The sequence below is a fragment of the Brachybacterium aquaticum genome (genome assembly GCF_014204755.1).
In the GTDB taxonomy this organism is placed as follows: domain Bacteria; phylum Actinomycetota; class Actinomycetes; order Actinomycetales; family Dermabacteraceae; genus Brachybacterium; species Brachybacterium aquaticum.
Window position 1 is genome coordinate 1095773 of sequence record NZ_JACHLZ010000001.1, and the last position, 23959, is coordinate 1119731.

The 23959-nt window shown below is 70.8% G+C and carries 19 protein-coding genes and 2 pseudogenes; 13 read left to right on the forward strand and 8 right to left on the reverse strand.

What is annotated here, in order from left to right; translation table 11 throughout:
* The first annotated feature begins 184 nt into the window (after positions 1 to 184).
* From serA to HNR70_RS04900, 7 genes and pseudogenes are all read left to right on the forward strand, one after another.
* Complete coding sequence (gene serA / locus HNR70_RS04870; RefSeq protein WP_184324661.1) at positions 185 to 1792, forward strand: phosphoglycerate dehydrogenase; 1608 nt, start codon at positions 185 to 187, stop codon at positions 1790 to 1792.
* A gap of 23 nt (positions 1793 to 1815) precedes the next feature.
* A complete protein-coding gene (locus HNR70_RS04875; protein WP_184324662.1) occupies positions 1816 to 2907 on the forward strand; it encodes a 3-isopropylmalate dehydrogenase in 1092 nt (363 codons plus the stop codon).
* Positions 2908 to 2956: 49 nt separating this feature from the next.
* Entirely contained in the window at positions 2957 to 4048 is a 1092-nt protein-coding gene (locus HNR70_RS04880; RefSeq protein WP_184324663.1) for a branched-chain amino acid aminotransferase, read from the forward strand.
* Between the two features lie 13 nt (positions 4049 to 4061).
* Entirely contained in the window at positions 4062 to 5699 is a 1638-nt protein-coding gene (cimA, locus tag HNR70_RS04885) for a citramalate synthase (RefSeq protein ID WP_184324664.1), read from the forward strand.
* A gap of 27 nt (positions 5700 to 5726) precedes the next feature.
* Entirely contained in the window at positions 5727 to 6257 is a 531-nt protein-coding gene (locus tag HNR70_RS04890) for a glycine cleavage system transcriptional repressor (protein WP_184324665.1), read from the forward strand.
* A gap of 324 nt (positions 6258 to 6581) precedes the next feature.
* Complete coding sequence (locus HNR70_RS04895; protein WP_184324666.1) at positions 6582 to 7814, forward strand: nitrate/nitrite transporter; 1233 nt, start codon at positions 6582 to 6584, stop codon at positions 7812 to 7814.
* Positions 7811 to 10327 (forward strand): annotated as a pseudogene (locus tag HNR70_RS04900) (nitrate reductase subunit alpha); the annotation flags it as partial. The gene HNR70_RS04895 and the pseudogene HNR70_RS04900, both read left to right, overlap by 4 nt.
* Positions 10328 to 10356: 29 nt before the next feature.
* On the opposite strand, the gene HNR70_RS04905 reads toward HNR70_RS04900, so the two are convergent.
* Together HNR70_RS04905 and HNR70_RS15575 are read right to left on the reverse strand one after the other, a co-directional pair.
* Positions 10357 to 11241 carry an IS3 family transposase gene (locus HNR70_RS04905; RefSeq protein WP_221421069.1) on the reverse strand — a complete coding sequence of 295 codons (885 nt, stop codon included), beginning with the start codon at positions 11239 to 11241 and terminating at the stop codon, positions 10357 to 10359.
* Positions 11238 to 11531, reverse strand: coding sequence for a transposase (locus HNR70_RS15575; protein ID WP_221421070.1), 294 nt, complete (start codon positions 11529 to 11531; stop codon positions 11238 to 11240). Before HNR70_RS15575 ends, HNR70_RS04905 begins: the two co-directional genes overlap by 4 nt.
* 65 nt (positions 11532 to 11596) lie before the next feature.
* Here HNR70_RS15575 and HNR70_RS04910 point away from each other — a divergent pair.
* From HNR70_RS04910 to HNR70_RS04930, 5 genes and pseudogenes are all read left to right on the forward strand, one after another.
* A pseudogene (locus HNR70_RS04910) lies at positions 11597 to 12853 on the forward strand (molybdopterin dinucleotide binding domain-containing protein); the annotation flags it as partial.
* A 28-nt stretch (positions 12854 to 12881) separates the two neighbouring features.
* Positions 12882 to 14516 carry a nitrate reductase subunit beta gene (gene narH / locus HNR70_RS04915; protein ID WP_184324667.1) on the forward strand — a complete coding sequence of 545 codons (1635 nt, stop codon included), beginning with the start codon at positions 12882 to 12884 and terminating at the stop codon, positions 14514 to 14516.
* Entirely contained in the window at positions 14516 to 15355 is an 840-nt protein-coding gene (gene narJ / locus HNR70_RS04920) for a nitrate reductase molybdenum cofactor assembly chaperone (protein ID WP_184324668.1), read from the forward strand. Before narH ends, narJ begins: the two co-directional genes overlap by 1 nt.
* Entirely contained in the window at positions 15352 to 16083 is a 732-nt protein-coding gene (narI, locus tag HNR70_RS04925) for a respiratory nitrate reductase subunit gamma (protein WP_184324669.1), read from the forward strand. Before narJ ends, narI begins: the two co-directional genes overlap by 4 nt.
* Complete coding sequence (locus tag HNR70_RS04930; RefSeq protein ID WP_184324670.1) at positions 16083 to 16382, forward strand: DUF6457 domain-containing protein; 300 nt, start codon at positions 16083 to 16085, stop codon at positions 16380 to 16382. The genes narI and HNR70_RS04930 overlap by 1 nt, the downstream gene beginning before the upstream one ends.
* Here HNR70_RS04930 and HNR70_RS04935 read toward each other — a convergent pair.
* Genes HNR70_RS04935 through HNR70_RS04945 form a run of 3 tightly spaced genes read right to left on the reverse strand, consistent with a single transcriptional unit; the run spans position 16351 to position 20445 of the window.
* Complete coding sequence (locus tag HNR70_RS04935) at positions 16351 to 18909, reverse strand: DEAD/DEAH box helicase (RefSeq protein WP_184324671.1); 2559 nt, start codon at positions 18907 to 18909, stop codon at positions 16351 to 16353. The two genes, HNR70_RS04930 and HNR70_RS04935, sit on opposite strands and share 32 nt — an antisense overlap.
* 35 nt (positions 18910 to 18944) lie before the next feature.
* On the reverse strand, positions 18945 to 19472 hold the full coding sequence (locus HNR70_RS16375; RefSeq protein ID WP_184324672.1) for a PH domain-containing protein: 528 nt from the start codon (positions 19470 to 19472) through the stop codon (positions 18945 to 18947).
* A gap of 10 nt (positions 19473 to 19482) precedes the next feature.
* Positions 19483 to 20445 (reverse strand): 3-methyladenine DNA glycosylase, encoded by a 963-nt coding sequence (locus HNR70_RS04945; RefSeq protein WP_184324673.1) that lies wholly within the window; start codon positions 20443 to 20445, stop codon positions 19483 to 19485.
* A 184-nt stretch (positions 20446 to 20629) separates the two neighbouring features.
* On the opposite strand from HNR70_RS04945, the gene HNR70_RS04950 reads away from it, so the two are divergent.
* Positions 20630 to 21178 carry a DUF2199 domain-containing protein gene (locus HNR70_RS04950; RefSeq protein WP_184324674.1) on the forward strand — a complete coding sequence of 183 codons (549 nt, stop codon included), beginning with the start codon at positions 20630 to 20632 and terminating at the stop codon, positions 21176 to 21178.
* Positions 21179 to 21221: 43 nt separating this feature from the next.
* On the opposite strand, the gene HNR70_RS04955 is transcribed toward HNR70_RS04950, so the two are convergent.
* From HNR70_RS04955 to HNR70_RS04965, 3 genes are all read right to left on the reverse strand, one after another.
* Positions 21222 to 22304 (reverse strand): LLM class flavin-dependent oxidoreductase, encoded by a 1083-nt coding sequence (locus HNR70_RS04955; RefSeq protein WP_184324675.1) that lies wholly within the window; start codon positions 22302 to 22304, stop codon positions 21222 to 21224.
* A 95-nt stretch (positions 22305 to 22399) separates the two neighbouring features.
* Entirely contained in the window at positions 22400 to 23200 is an 801-nt protein-coding gene (locus HNR70_RS04960) for an enoyl-CoA hydratase-related protein (RefSeq protein WP_184324676.1), read from the reverse strand.
* Entirely contained in the window at positions 23197 to 23958 is a 762-nt protein-coding gene (locus tag HNR70_RS04965) for an SDR family NAD(P)-dependent oxidoreductase (protein ID WP_184324677.1), read from the reverse strand. The genes HNR70_RS04960 and HNR70_RS04965 overlap by 4 nt, the downstream gene beginning before the upstream one ends.
* Position 23959 lies beyond the last annotated feature (1 nt).

Genomic DNA, 23959 nt, shown 5'->3' on the forward strand with positions numbered 1-23959 from the left:
CGCACACCTCGAGCGGCGGCGGGGGCACCCGGCTCATCGGCCGGGGCCCCCGCCGCCGCTCCACATCTGCAGTCTCGGATCGTGACCCTCGTTCCCGCATGGCGGACACCGGGCTACTCTGTCCCTGACCCCGTCGCCCCCGAGGGCGTGAGCGACGACCACCATCCGCACCGGAGGAGATTCCGTGACGCGTCCTGTCGTGCTCATCGCTGAGGAGCTGTCGCCCGCCACCGTCGAGGTCCTCGGACCCGACGTCGAGGTGCGCAGCGTGGACGGCACCGACCGCCCCGCGCTGCTCGCCGCAGTGGCCGAGGCCGATGCCCTGCTGGTCCGCTCCGCCACCCAGGTCGACGCGGAGGTCTACGCCGCCGCCAAGCAGCTGAAGGTCGTCGCCCGTGCGGGCGTGGGCCTGGACAACGTGGACTTGCCGGCCGCGACCACCGCGGGTGTCATGGTGATCAACGCCCCCACCTCGAACATCACCTCCGCCGCGGAGCTCGCGGTCGCTCTGATCCTCGCCTCGCTGCGCAACCTCGCCCGCGCCGACGCCTCGGTGAAGGCCGGGAAGTGGGAGCGCAAGCAGCTCACCGGCGTCGAGCTGCTGGGCAAGACCGTGGGCGTGGTCGGCTTCGGCCGCATCGGCCAGCTGGTCGCCGAGCGCCTCGCCGGCTTCGGCGTCGAGCTGCTCGCCTACGACCCCTACGTCAACCACACCCGCGCCGCCGAGCTGGGCGCCCGCGTGGTCGAGCTCGACGAGCTCATGCGCGAGTCGGACATCGTCACCGTCCACATGCCGAAGACCCCCGAGACCACCGGCCTCATCGGCGCCGAGCAGTTCGCGCTCGCCAAGCCCACCCTCCACGTCGTCAACGCCGCCCGCGGCGGCCTCATCGACGAGGAGGCGCTGTACACCGCGCTGACCACCGGGCAGATCGCCGCGGCGGCGCTGGACGTCTACACCTCCGAGCCGCCGGCCAGCAGCGAGACCGCCTCGAAGCTGCTCGAGCTCGACAATGTCACCCTCACCCCGCACCTCGGCGCCTCCACCGCCGAGGCGCAGGAGAAGGCCGGTGTCGCCGTCGCCAAGTCCGTGCGGCTCGCCCTCGCCGGCGAGCTCGTGCCCGACGCGGTCAACGTCGCGGGCGGTGCGATCGACGACCTGGTCCGCCCGGGCGTGGCCCTCGCCGACCGCCTCGGCCAGCTGTTCACGGCGCTCGCCTCCGAGTCCCCGGAGCTGCTGGAGATCGAGGTGCGCGGCGAGATCGCGACCCGCGACGTCACCGCCCTGAAGCTCTCCGCCCTGCGCGGCATCTTCCGCTCCGTGGTCACCGAGCAGGTCAGCTACGTCAACGCCCCGGTCCTCGCCGAGGAGCGCGGCATCCGCGTGCAGCTCCTGACCGACGAGACCTCCGACCGCTTCCGCAACGTGATCGCCATCCGCGGCACCCTGCGCAGCGGACACGTCGTCTCCGTCGAGGGCACCCTCAGCGGCGTCGAGCAGTCCCACAAGCTCGTCCAGATCGGCAAGCACCCGCTGGACGTCCCGCTCAGCGACCACCTGCTGCTGATCCGCTACGCCGACGGTCCGGGCCTGATCGGCCTGTACGGTGCCCGGCTCGGCGAGGCCGGCGTGAACATCGCGGGCATGCAGGTCTCCCGCGCGGGCAGCGCCCCGGGCTCCGAGGCCCTGGTCGTGCTGAACCTCGACAGCTCCGTGGACCGCGAGCTGGCGGTGAGCATCGGTGAGCGCATCGACGCGCACTCGATCCACACCGTCGACCTCGTCTACTGACCCCCATCCCGAAGGAACCACCCATGAGCACCACCGCTCCTGCTCCCAGCACCCTGCGCCTGGCCGTCATCGAGGGCGACGGCATCGGAAAGGAGGTCGTCCCCCAGGGCCTGCGCGCCCTGCGGGCCGCCCTCGAGCCCGCCGGCGTGACCGTCGAGACCACCGACTTCGATCTCGGCGCGGGGCGCTGGCACCGCACCGGCGAGACCCTCACCGACGAGGACATGGCGGCCCTGGCCGAGCACGACGCGATCCTGCTCGGCGCCGTGGGCGATCCCGGCGTGCCCTCGGGCGTGCTCGAGCGCGGCCTGCTGCTGAAGCTGCGCTTCGGCTTCGACCACTACGTGAACCTGCGCCCCACCCGACTCTTCCCGGGCGTCGCCACGCCGCTCGCGGATCCGGGCGAGGTCGACTTCCTCGTGGTCCGCGAGGGCACCGAGGGCCCGTACGTCGGCAACGGCGGCTCGATGCGCACCGGCACCGACCTGGAGGTCGCCACGGAGGTGTCCCTGAACACCGCCGTCGGCGTCGAGCGCGTGGTCCGCTACGCCTTCGAGCAGGCCGCGGCCCGCCGCGGGAAGCTGACCCTGGTCCACAAGCACAACGTGCTCGTCCACGCCGGTCACCTGTGGCGCCGCATCGTGGAGAAGGTGGGGGAGCAGTACCCCTCGGTCGCGGTGGACTACGCCCACGTCGACGCGATGATGATCTACCTCGTCCAGGACCCGTCCCGCTTCGACGTCATCGTCACCGACAACCTCTTCGGCGACATCGTCACCGACCTCGCCGGCGCCATCGGCGGCGGCATCGGCCTGGCCGCGAGCGGCAACGTGAACCCCACCGGCGCGTTCCCCTCGATGTTCGAGCCCGTGCACGGCTCGGCCCCCGACATCGCCGGGCAGGACAAGGCCGATCCGACCGCGACCGTGCTCTCGGTCGCGCTGCTGCTGGACCACCTCGGCCACGTCGAGCCGGCCGCGGCCGTGCGCGCCGCGGTCGAGAACGACCTCGCGGCCCGCGCCGCCGATCCCTCGCTCGCCTCCCGCGGCACGGTCCGCACCGGGGACGACCTGGTGGCCGCGATCGCCGGCACGGCCCCCGGCTCCGTGCGCTGAGCACGCACCTGACAGACTGACCCCGCCACCTTCTATCGAGGAGATCCCTGTGAGCGCACTCGCCTTCCCCCAGACCAGCACGACCCGTCGCGTGGGCGACGACGAGCGCGCCCGCATCCTCTCCGCCCCCGGCTTCGGCCAGCACTACACGGACTTCATGGCTCGTGCGCGCTGGACCGAGGGTGAGGGCTGGGGATCCGACGAGGTCGTCCCCTACGGCCCGCTGCAGCTCTCGCCAGCCGCGGCGGTGCTCCACTACGGCCAGGAGATCTTCGAGGGCCTGAAGGCCTTCCGCCACGCCGACGGCTCCGTGTGGACCTTCCGTCCCGAGGCGAATGCCGCGCGCATGCAGCGCTCGGCCCGGCGCCTGGCCCTGCCGGAGCTGCCGGAGGAGGACTTCCTGACCTCGCTGAAGGCCGTCGTCGCGGCCGACGAGCCCTGGGTGCCCGAGGCCACCAGCGAGGAGTCGCTGTACCTGCGCCCGTTCATGTTCGCCTCCGAGGAGTTCCTCGGGGTGCGCGCGAGCCATGTCGTGGACTACTACGTCATCGCCTCCCCGGCCGGTCCGTACTTCCCCCGCGGTGTGCAGCCGCTGGTCGTGTGGATCACCGACGAGTACGCCCGGGCGGGCCAGGGCGGCACCGGCGCGGCCAAGTGCGGCGGCAACTACGCCAGCTCCCTGCTGGGCAAGCGCGAGGCCGCAGAGAACGGGGCCGACGAGGTCCTGTTCCTGGACTCCGAGACCCACACCAGCATCGACGAGCTCTCCGGCATGAACGTCGTGGCCATCACCCGTGACGGCCGCCTGCTCACCCCGTCCCTGAGCGGCTCGATCCTCGAGGGTGTCACCCGCCTGTCGATCCTGCAGCTGGCCCAGGACCGCGGGCTCGAGGTCAACGAGCAGAAGCTCGTGATGAGCGAGATCGAGGAGCAGCTGAAGGCCGGGGAGATCACCGAGATGTTCGCCTGCGGCACCGCCGCGGTCATCAACCCCATCGGCGAGTTCCGCTCCAAGCACGGCTCCGTGACCGTCGGCGACGGCGGCTCCGGGGAGTCCACCCTGGCCCTGCGCAAAGAGCTCACCGACATCCAGTACGGCCGGATCCCGGACCGCCACGGCTGGCTGACCCGACTGGTGTGAGGGAAGGACGACGATGACCGACGCGACCGGACCGACCACGCCCACTGCGGAGATCCCCGGGTTCCACCTCTACGACACGACCCTGCGCGACGGCTCCCAGCAGGAGGGGCTGACCCTGTCGGTCACCGACAAGCTCGCCGTCGCCCGTCACCTCGACGAGCTGGGCGTGACCTACATCGAGGGCGGGTGGCCCGGCGCCGTCCCGCGGGACACCGAGTTCTTCCAGCGCGCCCGCACCGAGCTGCAGCTGACGCACGCGCGCCTGGCCGCCTTCGGCGCGACCCGCAAGGCCGGAGCCGCCGTCGAGGAGGATCCTCAGGTCGCCGCGCTCGTGGAGGCCGGGACGCCGACCATCACCCTGGTCGCCAAGTCCGATCTGCGCCACGTCACCGGGGCGCTGCGCACCACGGCCGAGGAGAACCTCGCCATGGTGACCGACACGGTCTCCTATCTCGTGGGCCTTGGCCGCGAGGTGATCCTCGACGCCGAGCACTTCTTCGACGGCTTCCTGCACGATCCGGACTACACCACCTCCGTGCTCGTCGCCGCCCACGAAGCCGGCGCCGCCGTGCTGGTGCTCTGCGACACCAACGGCGGGATGCTCCCGCACCAGGTCACCGAGATCATCGAGAACCTCTCCGCTCGGCTCGAGACCGCCGGGGCAGGGGACGCCCGGCTCGGCGCCCACACCCACAACGACACCGGCTGCGCGGTCGCCAACGCGATCTCCGCCGTCCGCGCCGGGATCACCCACGTCCAGGGCTGCGTGAACGGCTACGGGGAGCGCACCGGCAACGCCGACCTCGTGACCCTCATGGGGGATCTCCAGCTGAAGATGGGCATGGACCTCGTGCCCGCCGAGACGCTCGCAGAGACCACCCGCATCTCCCACGCGATCGGCGAGATCGTGAACATGCCGGTCACCACCCGCGCCCCCTACGTCGGCGCGAGCGCCTTCGCCCACAAGGCCGGGCTGCACGCGAGCGCGATCCGTGTGGATCCGGACCTGTACCAGCACACCGATCCGCGCGAGGTCGGCAACGACATGCGCATGATCATCTCCGACATGGCCGGCCGCGCCTCCATCGAGCTCAAGGGCCGCGAGCTCGGCTTCGACCTCGCGGGCGAGCCCGAGCTGCTCTCGCGCCTCGCCGCGACGGTCAAGCAGCGTGAGGCGGAGGGCTACTCCTACGAGGCGGCCGACGCCTCCTTCGAGCTGCTGCTGCTGGACGAGCTCGGCCAGGTCCCCAGCTACTCGACCGTCGAGTCGTGGCGCGCCACCTCGCAGCTCGGCCGCGACGGCACGCTGGAGACCGAGGCGACCGTGAAGCTGCGCAGCGACGCCGAGGGCGAGCACGAGCGGAAGGTCGCGATCGCCGAGGGCAACGGCCCCGTCAACGCCCTGGACCTCGCCCTGCGCGAGGCGCTGCGCGAGCGCCACCCCGAGGTCGACGAGTTCGAGCTGCGCGACTTCAAGGTGCGCATCCTGGACGCGCACCACGGCACCGACGCGACGGTCCGCGTGCTCGTGCGCACCTCCGGGCGAGGTCTCGAGTTCCAGACCGTCGGCGTCGGCCCGAACGTCATCGAGGCCTCCTGGGAGGCGATCTACGACGCGTACACCTACGGGCTGTACAAGTCGGGCGTCTGACCGGGCCCGGGAAGCTAGTCTGTGCCCATGACGACCTACGTTCTGACCGCCATCGGCAATGACCGTCCCGGCCTGGTCGCCGCCCTCGCCTCCGCCGTGGACGAACACGGCGGCAACTGGGTGGACTCTCAGCTCGCCCTGCTCGCCGGCAAGTTCGCCGGCATCGTGCAGGTCGACCTGCCGGACGACGGCGTCGAGGACTTCCTCGTCGCCCTGGCCGCCCTCGAGGACGAGGTGGGCCTGCAGGTCGAGGCCTCCGCCGCCGAGCCCGCCGCCGCGGCGGACGGCGCCCCCTCCCGCGCCCTGCGCCTGCACCTGCTCGGTCAGGACCGCACCGGCATGGTCCGCGAGGTCACCACCGCCCTGCGCTCCCAGGGCGCGACCATCGACGGCCTGCGCTCCTGGACCCGTGAGGCCCCCGAGGGCGGCGGCATGCTCTTCGAGGCCGAGGCGGAGCTGCGCCTGCCCGGCGACCGCGACGAGGCCGACGTGCGCGACGCGCTCGAGACCATCGCACAGGAGCTCATGGTCGACCTGGAGCTCGACGCGGACGACTGACGGAGGACGACGCCTCGCCCCGCTGCGCGGGGGAGCGCCGACGGGAGCCGGGCCAGGACGGCCGGAGCACCGTCGGCGCTTTTTCGTGCACTTCTCTGCGCACCTATGTGCACAGTGCGTCCCGCAGGCGACGTCCGGCACTCTTCCTCCGGATTTCCGTCGAATTTTCAGACCCGTTTCCCCGATAGCGCGTCCGCGGGGACCGAAGTCCCCTAGGGTGGCCTCACGGGCCGAGGACCCTGATGAGGTGCCACCCCACCTCCGCGGTGCATCATCGGGCAGTGCTCGACCCTCGCGTCCGCTCCTGAGCGAGGAGAGTCGATGATGACCCCGTCCGCATCCGCCGCGTCTGCCACCCCCGCCGCCGAGACCGTCCAGCCCGGCGCCTGGCGGGCGCTGTTCCTGGTCACCCTCGGTTTCGGAGTCAACTTCTGGGCGTGGGCGCTGCTCAGCCCGCTCGGTCCGGTGTACGTCGAGCGCGGCATCGTGGCCGACGCCTCGCTGATCGTCGCGATCCCCGTCCTCGTCGGTTCGCTCGGGCGCATCGTGGTGGGCGCGCTCTCTGACCGCTTCGGCGGTCACCTGATGTTCCCCATCGTCTCGCTGCTGACCGTGATCCCGGTGCTCTTCCTGGGATTCGCGGGCCAGTACACCTATCCCACGCTTCTGATCGGCGGTTTCTTCCTCGGCATCGCCGGGACCACCTTCGCGATCGGCATGCCCTTCGTGAACGCCTGGTTCCCGCCTTCCAAGCGCGGCATGGCCACCGGCATCTACGGCGTCGGCATGGGCGGCACGGCGATCAGCGCCTTCACCACGGTGCCGCTCGTGAACTCGGTGGGGGACCGGGCGCCCTTCGTCCTCACCTCCGTCGCGCTCGTGACCTACGCGGCGATCGCCTGGCTGTTCATGAAGAACGCCCCCGGCTGGTCCCCGTCCCGGCGCAGCATCGTCGCCCAGTCGCTCGCGGTCATGAAGCTCACCGTGACCTGGCAGGCCTGCTACCTCTACGCCCTCTCCTTCGGCGGCTACGTCGCCTTCTCCGTCTTCCTGCCCACGATGCTGCAGACCTGGTACGGGCTCGAGGCGGCCGACGCCTCCTTCCGGATGGCCGGCTTCGTGATCGTCGCCGTGATCATGCGCCCCCTCGGCGGCACCCTCTCGGACCGCCTCGGTGCCGCCCGGACCCTGCTGATCTCCTACACCGCCGTCGCGGTCGCGGCACTGATCCTCACCTTCCAGCCCGAGCTGATGCCGGTGGGCACCCTCGCCTACATCCTCATGGCCGCCGGCCTCGGCCTCGGCTCCGGCGCGGTGTTCGCCCTGGTCTCCCAGACCTCCGACCCGTCCGTGGTCGGTTCGGTCACCGGCTTCGTCGGCGCCGCAGGCGGCCTCGGAGGCTTCGTCCCGCCACTGGTGATGGCCGCCGTGTACGCCGCGTCCGGCAGCTATTCGATCGGCATCGGCCTGCTGCTGGCCGCCACCCTCGGCGCGGTCGTCGTGACCCTCTTCGTCGCACGCGGCGCCCGTACCTCGTCCATGGAGGAGACCCGATGAGCATCCAGGACCGCACCGCTCCGTCGGCAGGTGAACCGCAGCGGGGCACCGCCCCGGGCATGGACAATCCCCTGTTCGACGCGCTCATCGGGGCGCGGAAGATGTTCAGCCGCTCCGAGCGGATCACCGAGGACAACCGCGAGACCCACCGCGTGGGCGGGCGCAGCGGCGACTCCTTCTACCGCGAGCGCTGGAGCCACGACAAGGTGGTCCGCTCCACGCACGGCGTGAACTGCACCGGCTCCTGCTCCTGGAAGGTGTACGTCAAGGACGGCGTGATCACCTGGGAGTCCCAGGAGACCGACTATCCCTCCACCGGCCCCGACAAGCCCGAGTACGAGCCGCGCGGCTGCCCCCGGGGCGCCTCCTTCTCCTGGTACACATACTCGCCCACGCGCGTGCGATACCCCTATGTGCGCTCCGAGCTTCTGCGCATGTTCCGCGAGGAGAAGGCGAGGACCCCGGACCACGACCCCGTGGCGGCCTGGGCAGCGATCGTCTCCGACCCCGAGAAGGCCATGCGCTACAAGCGCGCCCGCGGCAAGGGCGGCCTGGTGCGCGCCTCCTGGGACGAGGCCGTCGAGATGGTCGCCGCCGCGTACGTGCACACCGTCAAGGAGTACGGCCCCGACCGGGCCACGGGCTTCTCCCCGATCCCTGCGATGAGCCAGGTCTCCTTCTCCTCCGGCGCGCGCTTCCACCAGCTGATCGGCGGCTCCATGCTGTCCTTCTACGACTGGTATGCGGACCTCCCGCCCGCCTCCCCGCAGGTCTTCGGGGACCAGACGGACGTGCCCGAGTCCGGGGACTGGTGGGATGCGGCCTACCTGATCATGTGGGGCTCGAACGTGCCGCTGACCCGCACCCCGGACGCGCACTGGATGGCGGAGGCCCGCTACCGCGGCCAGAAGGTCATCTCCGTCGCCCCCGACTACGCCGAGTCGGTGAAGTTCGCCGACGAGTGGCTCGCCCCGCACCCCGGCACCGACGCGGCGCTGGCCATGTCGATGGGCCACACCATCCTGCGCGAGTTCTACGTCGAGCAGCAGGTGCCGTACTTCGAGGCCTACGCGCGCCAGTACACCGACCTTCCCTTCCTCGTGCAGCTCGAGCAGCGGGAGGACGGCTCGCTCGTGCCCGGCAAGTTCCTCGTCGCGAGCGAGGCGGGGGAGCACCGCACCGCGGAGGCCGCCACCGAGCACGCCGACTTCAAGCCCATGGTGTTCGACCGCGCGACCGGCGGGGTCGTGGTCCCGGACGGCACCCTCGGCCACCGCTACTCGGCCGACGGGGAGGGTCGCTGGAACCTCGAGCTCGGCGACCTCGACCCGGCGCTGACGCTGTTGGGCCATCACGAGGACGTGGCCGAGGTGCTGCTGCCTCGTTTCGACACCGCCGGGCAGGGAGGCCGCGGCGACGTGGTGCGCGGCGTCCCGGTGCGCCGCCTCGACGGCCGGATCGTCACCACCGTGTTCGACCTGCTGCTGGCCGAGTACGGCGTCGGGCGCGAGGGCCTGCCCGGTGCGTGGGCGCGAGGCCTCGACGACGCCGACGCGCTGTACACCCCCGCGTGGCAGGAGGCGATCACGGGCGTGCCCGGCGTCGCCGCCGCCCGCATCGCCCGCGAGTTCGCGCAGAACGCGATCGACTCGGGCGGCCGCTCGATGATCATCATGGGCGCCGGCACGAACCACTGGTTCCACTCGGACACCATCTATCGCTCCTTCCTGACCCTCACGAACCTCTGCGGCACGCAGGGAGTGAACGGCGGCGGCTGGGCACACTACGTCGGTCAGGAGAAGGTCCGCCCGATCACCGGCTGGCTCCACCTCGCCAACGCCCTGGACTGGTCCCGCCCGCCACGGCAGATGACCCAGACCACCTACTGGTACATGCACACCGATCAGTGGCGCTACGACCGCTTCGGCGCGGACACCCTCGCCGCGACCACCGGTGCGGGCCGCTTCGCGGGCACCACCACGGCCGACGCGGTCGCCCTGTCCCAGCGCCTGGGCTGGCAGCCCTTCTTCCCCCAGTTCGACATCAGCCCCCTCGAGGTCGCCGACCGCGCCGCCGAGGCGGGGCAGGAGACGATCCCGTATCTGGTCGAGCAGCTCAAGCAGGGCACGATCAGCTTCGCCGCGGAGGATCCGGACGCCCCGCAGAACCAGCCGAAGATCTGGTCGATCTGGCGGGCGAACACGCTGGGCTCCTCCGCCAAGGGCGACCAGTACTTCTTCCGCCACCTGCTCGGCGTGGACTCCGCCGCCACCGAGGAGGAGACCCCGGAGCACCTTCGCCCGCGGGACGTGCGCTGGCGGGACGAGGCGCCCATTGGGAAGATCGATCTGATGCTCACGCTGGACTTCCGCATGACCAGCCACACCCTGCACTCGGACGTGGTCCTCCCGGCCGCCACCTGGTACGAGAAGCACGACCTCTCGACCACGGACATGCATCCCTTCATCCACTCCTTCAACCCCGCCATCTCCAACCCCTGGGAGTCGCGCACTGGAGTGTCCCCGATTTTTCGGAGTGTGGTTTAGGCTGCGATTCCTGTGAGTGTGCGATGTCCTTTGTCCCATTCGGCTGGGGTGAGGTATCCCAGGTGTGAATGGCGGCGCTGTCTATTGTAGTAGTGTTCGATCCAGGTGAAGGTCTCTTTCCGCAATGTGGACAGGTTTACCCAGGGGCGGGTGTGGATGAGTTCCTTTTTGTAGGTCGCGAAGAAGGACTCGGCGACGGCGTTGTCGAAACAATCCCCGGTGCGACCCACGGAACGCCGGATGTGGTGGTCCTTACAGTACGTGGCGAATTCGGCCGATGTGAATTGAGACCCGCGGTCGCTGTGAAAGATGATTCCGGCCGGTGGCCGGCGGCGCGCGATAGCCAGCGTCAGTGCCTCGATGACAAGGTCGGTGCGCATGTGGTCGGCCAGTGCCCAGCCCACAACGGCTCGGGAGTGCAGGTCGATGACTATGGCCAGATACGCCCAGCCGTTCCAGGTCTTGATGTAGGTGATATCGGAACACCACTTCTGGTTCGGCCGCTCGGCTGTGAAGTCGCGCCCGATCAGGTCTGGGGCCGGCGCCGGGTCCGGGCCGCTGGTGGTCGTGCGCTTCCAGGCACGGGGGTGGCGTCCGCGCAGCCCGGCGGCCTGCATGAGGCGAGCGACGCGATTCTTGCCGACCCGTTCGCCCAGGGCGCACAGCTCGGCATGGATCCGTCGAACACCAGGGTTGCCGCGCAGCCGCCGGTAGGCCTCGGTGATGATCGCCAACAGGCGATCGTTGTCCTGATCGCGTGGGCTGGGCCCCCGGCCACGCCAGGCATAGAACCCGGAGGGCGACACGGCCAACTGCTTGCACATGAAATCCACCGGATACTCGTCACGGTCAGCCCAGTCCGCGATCGCGGCGTACTTCACCGCTGGTCTTTCGCGAACCAGGACGCTACTTTTTTTGCGAACTCCGCCTCCATGCGGGCGTGTTTGACTTCCTCCCGAAGCCGGATCAGTTCCTCGCGTTCGCTCTCTGACAGTGGCTTCTCGGGACGTTTCCCGCTCGAGTCACGCGCCTTCTTCACCCATTTACCCAACGTCATCTCGTGCACGCCGATATTCCTGGCGGTCTCGGCGATGCTGTGGCCATCATCCAGGACCAAGCCTACCGCGGACGCCTTGTACTCCTCCGTGAACGATCTCCTCGTCGAACCCATCACGACTTCCTTTCAGTTCAGAAAGGAATCACGACTTACCCCAACTATCCACCAAACCGGGGACGGTCCACACCGACTGGGAGACCTGGGCGTCGATCGCGAAGCGCTTCAGCGAGCTGGCCGAGACCCATCTGGGTACCCGCCAGGACGTGGTCGCCTTCCCGCTCCAGCACGACACGCCCGGCGAGCTCGCCACGCCGCACGGCCGGGTGCGCGATTGGAAGAAGGGGGAGTGCGAGCCGGTGCCGGGGCTGACCATGCCCACCCTGGTGCAGGTCGAGCGGGACTACACGCAGATCCACGCCAAGTTCACCTCGATCGGCCCGCTGCTCGAGAAGCTCGGCATGACCACCAAGGGGATCACGTACGACGTCACGCAGTACGTCGAGGAGCTCGGGAGGCTCAACGGTATCCACCGCCACGGCCCCGCGGCCGGGCGCCCGAAGCTCGAGACCGACCTGCAGGCCTGCGAGTTCATCCTGGGTCTGTCCGGCACGACCAACGGGCACATGGCCACCGAGGGGTTCAGGACCCTCGAGAAGCGCACGGGCGTGCACCTGCACGACCTCGCCGCCGAGAACGAGGGCAAGCGCATCCACTTCGCCGACACCAAGGCGGCCCCGGTCCCGGTGATCACGAGCCCGGAGTGGTCGGGCTCCGAAACCGGTGGTCGCCGCTACAGCCCCTTCACGATCAACGTCGAGCGGAAGAAGCCCTGGCACACCCTCACCGGCCGCCAGCACTTCTACCTCGACCACGACTGGCTGCTGGAGATGGGGGAGGCGCTGCCGGTGTTCCGCCCCCCGCTGGACATGACCGCACTGTTCGGCGAGACGCCGCTGGGGGAGAAGGACGCCGGCGGCACCGCGATCTCCGTGCGCTACCTGACCCCGCACAACAAGTGGGCGATCCATTCGATGTACATGGAGAACTTCTTCATGATGAACCTCTCCCGCGGCGGCCAGACGATCTGGATGAGCGTGGAGGATGCGGAGGCCGTGGGCATCACGGACAACGACTGGATCGAGGCCGTGAACCGCAACGGCGTCGTGGCTGCCCGGGCGGTGGTCTCCCACCGCATGCCCCGCGGCACCGCGTTCATGCACCACGCCCAGGACCGCACGGTCAACGTGCCCCTGACCGAGAGGGACGGGATGCGCGGCGGCATCCACAACTCGCTGACGCGCATCATGCTCAAGCCCTCCCACCTCATCGGCGGCTACGGGCAGCTGTCCTACGCCTTCAACTACTACGGCCCGACCGGGAACCAGCGCGACGAGGTCACCATGATCCGCAGGCGCACCGCCCCGGTCGAGTACTGAACCACGGCCCGGAGACGAGGAGCGCGACATGCGAGTGATGGCCCAGATGTCGATGGTGATGAACCTCGACAAGTGCATCGGCTGCCACACCTGCTCGGTGACCTGCAAGCAGGCGTGGACCAACCGCACCGGCACGGAGTACATCTGGTTCAACAACGTCGAGACGCGGCCCGGCCAGGGGTACCCGCGCGGGTACGAGGACCAGGAGAGGTGGAAGGGCGGCTGGGAGCTCACCGGGAGCGGCCGGCTGAAGCCCCGCGCGGGCGGGCGCCTGACCAAGCTGCTGCAGCTGTTCTCCAATCCGCGCCTGCCCGGCATCGAGGACTACTACGAGCCCTGGACCTACGAGTACGACCAGCTGCTCAGCGCCCCCGCGAACTCGCCGAACATCCCCACCGCCCCGCCGAAGTCTCTGATCACCGGGGAGCGCACGCAGATCCAGTGGTCGGGCAACTGGGACGACGACCTCGGGGGCACCTACCTGCACAAGGACAAGGATCCGATGCTGAAGGGCATCGAGGAGAAGGTGCAGTTCGAGTTCGACCAGACCTTCATGTTCTACCTGCCCCGCATCTGCGAGCACTGCCTGAACCCCACGTGCGTCGCCTCGTGCCCCTCGGGCGCGATCTACAAGCGCGAGGAGGACGGGATCGTCCTGGTGGACCAGGACGGCTGCCGCGGCTGGCGCATGTGCATCACCGGCTGTCCCTACAAGAAGATCTACTTCAACCACAGCACCGGCAAGGCCGAGAAGTGCACCTTCTGCTATCCCCGCATCGAGCAGGGCGAGCCGACCGTCTGCGCCGAGACCTGCGTGGGGCGCCTGCGCTACATCGGCCTGGTCCTCTACGACGCCGACCGGGTCACCGCCGCCGCCTCCACCCCGGACGAGAAGGGCCTCTACGAGGCCCAGCGCGACCTGATCCTGGACCCCCACGACCCCGAGGTGATCGAGGGCGCGCGGCAGGCCGGAATCCCGCACGGCTGGCTGCTGGCTGCGCAGAGGTCCCCGACCTACCGGCTGATCAAGGAGTACGAGGTCGCGCTCCCGCTGCACCCGGAGTACCGCACCATGCCGATGGTCTGGTACATCCCGCCGCTCTCCCCGGTGGTCGACGTGGTCCGCGACACCGGCTACGACGCCGAGGACGCGGAGAACCTCTTCGCCGCGATCGACGCGCTCCGGATCCCCGTGGAGTACCTCGCGAACCTCTTCTCCGCCGGTGACGTGCCCACTGTCGAGCGGGTCCTGTACCGCATGGCCGCGATGCGCTCGTACATGCGCGACATCAATCTCGGCAAGGCACCGCGCGAGGGGATCGCCAACGCCGTCGGCATGGACGGCGAGTCGATGGAGGAGATGTACCGGCTGCTCGCGATCGCGAAGTACGAGGACCGCTACGTCATCCCCGTCGGCCATCACGAGTCCGCCCACGACCTCGAGGGCATCGGGACCGACTGCCCGCTGAACAGCCCTGGCGGCCCCGGCATGGGCATGTCCCTGCCGGAGGAGTCGCTGGGGATGTCCGGGCCCGGCTACTCCACCAAGCGCCAGGAGAACGGCCCTGAGCGCCCTGCCGGAGTGCGCATCAACCTGCTGAACTGGGACGGGAGAGGACGGCCCGACGGTCTCTTCCCCGCCCCGTCGGCCGGGAGCGCCTGATGGGCGCGTTGGCCAGGCTCCTCGGCCGACGGGACGCGCCGAGCTCGAGCGCCCCGGCAACCTCTCCGCGCTCGCACCCCGCCCGCTCCCCGCAGGATCTCCTGCATGCCTCCGGACTCGACCTGCCGGAGCTACGCATCACGTGGCTCGCCGTCTCCTGGCTGCTCGGCTACCCCGACGAGGAGATGCGCGCCCGGCTCGGCGACCTCGACACCCTGATCGAGGACCTGCCGGACCCTGTGCGCACGCCCCTCGCCCGGTCCCTCGACGCAGTGCGGACGCTGGACCCGTTCGCCCTGCAGGAGAAGTACGTCGACACCTTCGACACCCGCCGTCGGGGCTGCCTGCACCTGACCTACTTCAGCCACGGCGACACCCGCCGCCGCGGGATGGCGCTGCTGCGCATCAAGCAGGACTTCCGCGCCGCGGGCCTGGAGATCGGCGACCAGGAGCTGCCCGACCACCTGCCCGTCGTGCTCGAGTTCGCCGCCGGGCACGACCCCGAGCGGGGCGCGAAGATCCTGCGCCAGAACCGCCCCGGTGTCGAGCTGCTGCGCCTGCATCTCGAGGAGATCGACTCCCCGTGGCACGGCGCGCTGGCGGCCCTGTGCGCGACCCTCCCGCCGCTGGACGCCGACGACCGCGAGGCAGTGCTGCGCCTCGCGGCGGAGGGACCCGAGGAGGAGACGGTGGGCCTGGACGGCTACGGAGGCCTGGAGGGCGACGCCTCGGACCTGCTCGGCCAGACCGCCGCCGCGGGCCTCCCGGACTCCTGCGGCGGTGGGGCTGCGGCCCCCGGACCGGTTCCCCTGGACCTTCTGAGAGGACGACCCCGATGAACGACGCCTCGACCCTCGACCTGCTGCTGTGGGTGGTGCTGCCGTACATGGTGCTGGCGGTGTTCGTGCTCGGGCACATCTGGCGCTTCCGCACCGACCGCTTCGGCTGGACGACCCGCTCGAGCCAGATCTACGAGTCCAAGCTCCTGTCGATCGGCTCGCCGATGTTCCACTTCGGGATCATCGGCATCTTCCTCGGGCACGTCGTCGGGCTCGGGATCCCGAAGTCCTGGACCAGGTTCCTGGGCATCTCTGATCACATGTACCACCTGATGGCGGTGATCGTCGGCCTGGCCGCCGCGGTGGCCTGCGTCGGCGGTCTGCTGATCCTCCTCTACCGCCGCCGCACGAACACCCGCGTGTTCGGCGCGACCACGGTGGGCGACAAGATCATGTACCTGCTGCTGTCGTCGACGATCCTCTTCGGCGTCCTCGCCACGCTCGTGCACACCACCTTCGGCGACTACGACTACCGCGAGGGCGTCTCGATCTGGTTCCGCCAGTTCTGGACCTTCCAGCCCTCCACCGCGCTGATGTCCGAGGCGCCGCTGTTCTTCCAGCTGCATGTCCTCTCGGCGCTGCTGCTGTTCGCCGTGTGGCCGTTCACCCGACTGGTCCACGTGTTCGCCGCCCCGGTCGGCTATCTGACCAGGCCCTACATCGTCTATCGCAGCAAGGACCCCCGCAAGGAGGCCGAGCGGCGCGGATGGGAGAAGGTGAAGTTCTGATGTCCTCGAGACCGCCGGTGACCCAGCAGGCCGACTGGGAGAGCGACCTGCTGCCGTGGATGCGACGCACCGCTGAGGAGCTCGACGTCGGCGGCGTCGACCTCGACGTGGACCGCGTCCACCTCATGACCGGGGCCGTCGCCGAGGGGGTGCAGCGCTCCATGGCGCCGATCTCCGCGTTCCTCGTCGGTGCCGCGGTCGCACGCGGCGCGAGCCTCGAGGAGGCCTGCGCCGCGGTGGAGGGGCTGTGCGCCGAACGGGTGGGCCTCACCGCGAGGCGATGTCCCCCACGTGGGTGAGGGCGAGGACCGGCTCCCCGGCCTCGTCGGTCGCCTCGAGGTCGAGCTCTGCCTCGATCGCCCAGTCGTGGTTCCGGTCGGGGTCGTCGAGCACCTGCCGGATCCGCCAGATCCTCGACTCCTCGGTGATCTGCAGCAGCTGCGGTGAGCGGGCGGGACCGTCGATGCCCACGTGGTCGTAGGTGTCGTAGTACTCGTCCATCGCCTCGGCCCAGCGCGCCCGGTCCCAGCCGGAGGCGCCGTCGAGCTCGGCGAGGCGCTCCTCGCGCTCGAAGGCGAAGTGCTCCACCCGCTGCCACATCGCGGCGCGCACCATCGTGCGCAGCACCTTGGTCTGGGCCGACAGGCCGCGCGGGCTCGTCGGCCGGATCTCGGAGGCGCCGTCGGGGTCGGCGTCCTCGGGGTGGGTGAGGGCCTCCCACTCGTCCAGCAGCGAGGAGTCGATGCCGCGCACCAGCACGCCCAGCCACTCCACGAGGTCCTCGAGCTCCTCGGTGCGCAAGTCCTGGGGGATGGTGCGGCGCATCGCCTGGTAGGCGTCGGAGAGGTAGCGCAGCACGATGCCCTCGGAGCGCTGCAGGCCGTAGCGCTGCACGAACTCGCTGAAGGTCTGTCCGGTCTCGTAGATCTCGCGGACCACGGACTTGGGGGAGAGGTCCTCGGCGCGCACCCAGGGCCGGGTGCGGGCGTAGATCTCGAGCGCCGCCTCGAGGTCCTCCTCGAGCGGCTTCGGCCAGGTGACCTCGTCCAGCCGCGCCATCCGCTCGGTGTACTCGACGCCGTCGGCCTTCAGCTCGGCGAGCAGCTCGCCCTTGGCGGCGTTCTGCTGCGCCAGCAGGATCTGGCGCGGGTCCTCGAGGATCGCCTCGATGATCGAGACGGTGTCCAGGGTGAGGGTCTCGGACTCCTCGTCCAGCGAGTCGATCATCGCGATCGCGAAGGGGGCGAGCGGCTGGTTCATCGTGAAGTCCAGCTGCAGGTCCTCGACCAGGGCGAAGCGCCGGCCCAGGTGGTCGGGCTCGGGCAGCACCTGGACGATCTCGGCGTCGCGCAGACCGCGGAAGATCTCGACCGCCTGGCGGACCAGGGCCAACTTCTGGGAGGGGGTCTGGTGGCTGGTCATGATGAGGTGCCGGCCCGAGGCGATCGCGTCGCCGGGCCGGGCGATGAGGGCGAGCACCATCGAGGCGGTGATGCGCAGGTGGGGGCGCAGGGTCTCGGGCGGGTTCTCGACGAGCTTGGTGAGGTTCGCCTCGGACCAGGACACCGCGCCCTCGGGGATGCGGGGCTTTGGCTCCTTCTTGCGCTTCTTGGCATTGTTGGGGGCCTTGCCTGCCTCCTCGCGCGCCCGCTGCTTGGCCCGCTCCTTCTCGAACTCGATGGTCCAGGTCGGGGCCTGCACGACGACGTGGCCGACGGTGTCGAATCCGGCGCGACCCGCGCGGCCGGCGATCTGGTGGAACTCGCGCGCGTTCAGCAGGCGCATCCGTTTGCCGTCGAACTTCGCCAGTCCCGTCAGCAGCACGGTGCGGATCGGCACGTTGATGCCGACGCCCAGGGTGTCGGTGCCGCAGATGATCTTCAGCAGCCCGGACTGCGCGAGCTTCTCCACCAGGCGCCGGTACTTGGGCAGCATCCCGGCGTGGTGCACGCCGATGCCCTCGCGCACGAGCCTGGAGAGGATCTGCCCGAAGCCCTTGGAGAAGCGGAAGTCGCCGATGAGCTCGCGGATCCGCTCCTTCTCCTCAGTGGTGAGGATCTTCTGCCCCTGCAGCGCCTGGGCCTGCTCGAGCGCGTCCTTCTGGGTGAAGTGGACGATGTACACCGGGGCGTCGCGGTCCTCGAGGATCGTCGCGATCGTGTCCGGCAGCGGGTCCAGCGACCAGCGGAAGTCCAGCGGCACCGGGCGCGGGGCGTCGTCGATGACGCTCACGACCCGGTCCGTGCGCTCCTCGAGGTCCTCGACGAACGGGGTGACGTCGCCGAGGGTCGCGCTCATGAGGACGAACTGGCAGTCGGGCAGCTCGATCAGCGGCACCTGCCAGGCCCAGCCGCGCTGCGGGTCGCCGTAGAAGTGGAACTCGTCCATCACCGCGAGGCCGACGTCGGAGCCGGGCCCGTCGCGCAGGGCGTGGTTGGCGAAGATCTCGGCGGTGCACACGATGATCGGGGCGTCGTGGTTCACGGCCGAGTCACCGGTCATCATGCCCACGTTCTCGGCGCCGAACTGGGCGACGAGGTCGAAGAACTTCTCGCTCACCAGCGCCTTGATGGGGGCGGTGTAGTAGGAGCGCTGCCCGCGGGCCATGGCGGCGAAGATCGCGGAGTACGCGATGGTGGTCTTCCCCGAGCCCGTGGGGGTCGCGGCGATGACGTGGTCGCCGGCGGCGATCGCCAGCAGCGCCTCCTCCTGGTGGGGGTAGAGGGTGCGGCCGACGGACTCCTGGGCTGCGACGAATCCGTCGACGATCGCGTCCTGACCGGTCTCGGAGGAGGCATCGGGCAGGAACGGGGTCAGGATCGGCATGGGGTCCAGTCTGCCAGGACCGGCCGACGCTCCGCTCAGCGTGATCCTGCGAACTCCCCGCGCAGCCAGCGGCGGTGGGCGTCGATCGCGGCCCGGGTGGGACGAGCGGGAGCGGTGAGATCGGGGCCGTGGTCCCAGGTGCTCTCGCCCCTGCGCATGGCGGAGCGGGCCTCAGTGATCGGGGCACGGATCCGACGGCCGTCATGGAGCACGGCCACGGTCTGACCCTGGTGCACCCATCCGGTGTCGACCTCGATGCGTGCGATCTGCTCCCAGGGGATGCGGCGGGTGCGGAACATGGTGCGGATCAGGACTCCGGCGGTGGTCACGGTGAACCGCATCCGCTGACCGAGGCCGATGAGGACGGCGACGGCGAGCGCGGAGGGGAGGACGAGCAGCAGCGCCGCTGCCCGGGCGAGCGGGGAGCCGGGATCGGAGCCGAGCACCGCGAGCGAGGTCGCGCCGAGGATCAGCACCACGAGCACTCCCACCCCGAGTGTCACGGCCCGCACCCAGGGCGCCGGCCGTGCGACGTACAGCACCCTCGACTCATCCGCGCTCACGCCGCCCGCCTCACACCGCGCCGTGGGCAGTGACCTGGGGGAGCCCCTCGAGCTCGGCCAGCAGCCGCTCGCGGAGCGCGTCGGCGCGCTGGGCGAGGGCGCGCTGGCGCCGCACGTACTCGGCCTTCCCGGCCGGGGTCTCGATCGCGACCACCCCGTAGCCGAGCGGCCGGACGTCATAGGGGCTCGCCTCCATGTCCAGCACCCGCGTCTCCCGCGCGTGCTCGAAGCAGTCCAGCACCAGGTCCGAGGGCACGAGCGGCGTGAGCTTCATGGCCCACTTGTACAGATCCATCCCGACATGCAGGCACGCGGGGTTGTCGTTGTCGACCTGGGTCGCGCGGGTGGGGGTGAGGCTGTTGAGCGGCGCGGCCGACGGGGTGAAGAAGCGGAACGCGTCCAGATGCGAGCAGAGGAGGTTCTCCCGCTCCACGACCTGATCGGTCTCGGCCTGGGTGAGGCGCAGCGGCAGGTCCTCGTGGCGCTGCTGGCCAGGCCGCAGCCCGTGCACCATCGCCCACTCGTGCAGCCCGAAGCAGCCGAACTCGGGCCGGCGCCGGGTGAGCGTCGAGGCGCGCAGCAGGCGCGTCATGAAGGACCGCGCATCGGCCCGCTCGGTGACATAGCGGTGCACGTCCGCGCGCCGCAGCACGGAGCCGCCGTCCACGTTCCCAGGCTCGTCGAGATACCAGGACCTCCGGCCCGCCTCGTCGACGTCCGGGATCGCGGGGGCGCCGTCCGGGCCGACATCGGCCGACGCCTCGTAGGCGGTCCGCCATCCCGGGTGCCAGCGGCGCAGCCGAGCGGGGGAGAAGGGGTAGTAGGTGAACAGGAAGTCCTCGACGGGATGCTTCTCGCCGCGCTGCTTCCGCGCGCGATGCGCGGCGGTCAGCGCATCGGCCCGCTCCTCGTGGGCCGCCCGGGCCGCGCGCGCCTCCTCGGCGCCGAGGGTGCGGATCCCGCCCTCCTGCATCCCGCGCCCCCTTCCCGTCCACGTCTCCGGTCCCGATCCATCGTACGAGTCCCGCGCCCTGCGACCGTTCCTCCACAACGCGGCGCCGTCCACACTCGGCGCCCTCCCCGGGCGGGGAGCGCATCGTGCTCCCTACGGTGGGCCCACGGGTGGCAGAGCGCCGCCGACGGGGAGGAGCACCACGATGACCGGCATCGATTTCGACTGCGAGACCTGCGGGGAGCATCACGAGGAGCACGACGGCACGCCCGCGAGCCCCTGGCCGCTGCTCGAGTTCCCCGCCCCGGAGGCGTTCCTGCGGATGGATCCCTGGGACCGGATCCTGAGGACCCGCCTGGAGGAGACCCTGTGCCTGATCGACAACGGCCGGTCCACGGACGCCTACGTCACCGCCATCCTGCGCTTCCCCGTCCGCGGAGAGGAGGCGGCGCTGCTGTGCGCGCCGTGGGTGCACATCGACGTCAACGCGTTCCGCGAGGCGCTCGCGAACTTCGCCGATCCCCGCTACCGCGAGACGATCCCGGGCACTCTCGCGACCGTCCTGCCCGGCCTGGAGGAGCCGCTGGGGATCCCCGTGCGGGTGCAGGTCACCGGCGGCGGGCTGCCGCCACTGATCAGCCCCGACGCCCACGCCCGAGCCCGCCCGCTCGCGCACGAGCTGCGCGTCGGGATCACCCGGGCGGAGGCGGAGCTGCGCCTGCGCTCGATGATGCTCGAGGACCCCGTGCTCTGACGGCGGGGCTGACCACAGGACCTATTGGCCGGGTCCGCGCCGCTCAGGCCTCGTCGAAGGCGGAGCCCGGCTCCTCGCCCTCCGGCGCCTCAGCCAGCAGCTCGCGCACCCGCGGGATCACCTCGGTGCCGTACAGCCGGATCGACTCCATGAGCTGCTCGTGGGGCATGGGGCCGCTCGCGTACTTCAGGTCGAAGCGGTCCAGGCCCAGGGTGCGGATCGTGGCGGCGATCTTCTGGGCGACGGTCTCCGGGGAGCCGGCGTAGAGCGAGCCGTGGTGCCACTCGCCGTCGAACTCGGCGATGCCCGAGGGGCCCCAGCCGCGCTCGCGCCCGATCTCGTTGCGGTTGTGGATCCAATGCGGGGCGAGCTGCTCGCGGGCGGTCGCGTCGTCCGCGGCGATGTGGCCGGGGGAGTGGACGCCGACGGGCAGCGGGGCATTGCCGAGCTTGCGGTTCGCCTCGTGGAAGAGGTCCGCGTAGGGGGCGAAGCGCTCGGCGGGGCCGCCGATGATCGCGAGCATGAGGGGCAGGCCGTGCCGGGCGGTGCGCACCACCGAGTTCGGGCTGCCGCCGACGGCGACCCAGGTGGGCAGCTCCCGCTCCAGCGGCGGGTACAGCGCCTGGTTCTTCAGCGGCGCGCGGGTGGTCCCGGACCAGGTGATCGGCTCACGGGAGAGGGCCTTGACGAGCAGGTCGAGCTTCTCCTCGAAGAGGGTCTCGTAGTCCTGCATCGCGAAGCCGAACAGCGGGAAGGACTCGGTGAACGAGCCGCGGCCCACCGTCAGCTCCGCCCGCCCGTTCGAGAGGGCGTCCAGGGTGGAGAAGCGCTCGACCACGCGCAGCGGGTCGTCCGAGCTCAGCACGATCACCGCGGTGCCCAGCGTGATCCGCTCGGTGCGCGCGGCGAGGCCTGCGAGCACCATGTCCGGGGCGGAGACGGCGAAGTCGGGGCGGTGGTGCTCCCCGATCGAGAAGTGGTCGATGCCCACCTGATCGGCGAGCTCGCCCTGCGCGATGATGTCTCGGATCACCTGCGAGGAGGACACGGGCGCGCCCTCGAGGTCCACCGCGACGTCGCCGAAGGTGTCCAGACCGAAGGTGACGGCCTGCGGATCGATGCTCATGTGCGCTGCGCTCTCCTGCTCGAGATGATTGAGATTTCAAGTATACGTCGGGCGCGGCGCGTCATCCAGCGCCGTCGGCGGGCGCGTCCCCGCGGCTACTCCCCGCGCCACACCGGTTCCCGCTTCTGCGCGAACGCCGCCGCACCCTCGGCGGCATCACGGCTGGCGAACACCCGCTCCTGCGCCGCACGGCTCCTCGCCCAGGCCTCCTGGTCCCAGGTGTCCGCCTGCGCCGAGGCGCGGGCGAGCCGCACGGTCTCGGCGACCGCCAGCGGTGCGTTCGCCGCGATCCGCTGCGCGAGGTCGAGCGCCTCCTCGAGCACGGCGCCCGGTGCGCTGACGGCGGTGACCAGGCCCCACCTCGCGGCGTCGGCCGCCGTGATCGGCTCCCCGGTGAGCAGGTGCGCCATCGCGATCTTCTCGGGCATCTGCTGGATGAGGCGCATCGCCCCGCCCGCCGCGGCGAGCAGCCCGCGCCGCACCTCGGGCAGTGCGAGCTGCGCCGCGGGGTCGAGGATCGCGAGGTCCGCGGCGAGCACGAGCTCCGCCCCGAGCCCGGCGGCCGGACCGTTCACCGCCGCGATGACCGGCTTCGCGATCGCATGCGCGACCACTCCGGCGAAGCCCCGCTCCGGTCGGGTGCGGGAGTGCGCGCCCTCCCCGCGGGCGAAGGCCTTCAGGTCCATGCCGGCGCAGAACGCGCGCCCGGCCCCGGTGAGCACGAGCACCCGGGTGCCGGGATCCTCCTCGGCCTCCGCCACCGCGTCGCCGAGCGCGGTCGCGAGGGCGTCGTCGATCGCGTTCAGCACCTCCGGCCGGTGCAGGGTCATCACCCGCACGTGCCCGTGCTGCGCGGTGAGGACCAGCTCCTCGACGCCCGACTCCTCGCCGCTCATCGCGGCGCCATCCGGATCGCCCCGTCCAGCCGGATGACCTCGCCGTTCAGCATCGGGTTCTCAATGATGTGGTGCACGAGCGCCGCGAACTCGGCCGGCCTGCCGAGCCGGCGGGGGTGGGGGACCTGCGCGGCGAGCGAGTCGCGCACCTCCTGCCCGAGCCCGGCCATCATCGGGGTCTCGAAGGTGCCCGGCGCGATCGCCATCACCCGGATCCGCGCGTCGGCCAGCTCCCGCGCGGCCGGGAGGGTGAGCCCCGCGATCGCGGCCTTCGATGCCGCATAGGCCGTCTGCCCGATCTGGCCGTCGAAGGCGGCGACGGAGGCGGTGTTCACGATGACCCCGCGCTCCTCGCCGTCCAGCGGCTCCTCGGCCATCGCCTGGGCGGCCAGGCGCATCACGGTCACGGTGCCGAGCACATTCACCCGCAGCACCCGCTCGAACTCCGCCATCGGCATCGGCCCGGACCGCCCCACGAGGCGGCGGGCGCTGACGATCCCGGCGCAGCTGACCAGGATCCGCAGCGGTCCGAGGGACCGGGCGAGCGCCACGGCGGCGCCGACCTGCTCCTCGTCGGTGACGTCCCCCGGCACGAAGCGCGCGGTGTCACCCAGCTCGGCGGCGGCCTCCTCCCCGGCGGAGCCCGGAAGGTCCAGCAGCACCACCTGTGCCCCGGCCTCGACGAGCCTCTCGGCGCTCGCCCGCCCGAGCCCCGAGGCCCCACCGGTCACGAGCGCGACGCTTCCCTGCGCATCCATC

Coding starts and splice junctions, on each gene's coding strand:
- HNR70_RS04955 (WP_184324675.1), bottom strand. CDS start 22,304: ATGAGCATCGATCCGCAGGCCGTCACCTTCGGTCTGGACACCTTCGGC.
- HNR70_RS04875 (WP_184324662.1), top strand. CDS start 1,816: ATGAGCACCACCGCTCCTGCTCCCAGCACCCTGCGCCTGGCCGTCATC.
- cimA (WP_184324664.1), top strand. CDS start 4,062: ATGACCGACGCGACCGGACCGACCACGCCCACTGCGGAGATCCCCGGG.
- HNR70_RS04895 (WP_184324666.1), top strand. CDS start 6,582: ATGACCCCGTCCGCATCCGCCGCGTCTGCCACCCCCGCCGCCGAGACC.
- narI (WP_184324669.1), top strand. CDS start 15,352: ATGAACGACGCCTCGACCCTCGACCTGCTGCTGTGGGTGGTGCTGCCG.
- HNR70_RS04890 (WP_184324665.1), top strand. CDS start 5,727: ATGACGACCTACGTTCTGACCGCCATCGGCAATGACCGTCCCGGCCTG.
- narJ (WP_184324668.1), top strand. CDS start 14,516: ATGGGCGCGTTGGCCAGGCTCCTCGGCCGACGGGACGCGCCGAGCTCG.
- HNR70_RS04945 (WP_184324673.1), bottom strand. CDS start 20,445: ATGCAGGAGGGCGGGATCCGCACCCTCGGCGCCGAGGAGGCGCGCGCG.
- HNR70_RS04960 (WP_184324676.1), bottom strand. CDS start 23,200: ATGAGCGGCGAGGAGTCGGGCGTCGAGGAGCTGGTCCTCACCGCGCAG.
- HNR70_RS04930 (WP_184324670.1), top strand. CDS start 16,083: ATGTCCTCGAGACCGCCGGTGACCCAGCAGGCCGACTGGGAGAGCGAC.
- HNR70_RS15575 (WP_221421070.1), bottom strand. CDS start 11,531: ATGGGTTCGACGAGGAGATCGTTCACGGAGGAGTACAAGGCGTCCGCG.
- narH (WP_184324667.1), top strand. CDS start 12,882: ATGCGAGTGATGGCCCAGATGTCGATGGTGATGAACCTCGACAAGTGC.
- HNR70_RS04965 (WP_184324677.1), bottom strand. CDS start 23,958: ATGGATGCGCAGGGAAGCGTCGCGCTCGTGACCGGTGGGGCCTCGGGG.
- HNR70_RS04935 (WP_184324671.1), bottom strand. CDS start 18,909: ATGCCGATCCTGACCCCGTTCCTGCCCGATGCCTCCTCCGAGACCGGT.
- HNR70_RS04950 (WP_184324674.1), top strand. CDS start 20,630: ATGACCGGCATCGATTTCGACTGCGAGACCTGCGGGGAGCATCACGAG.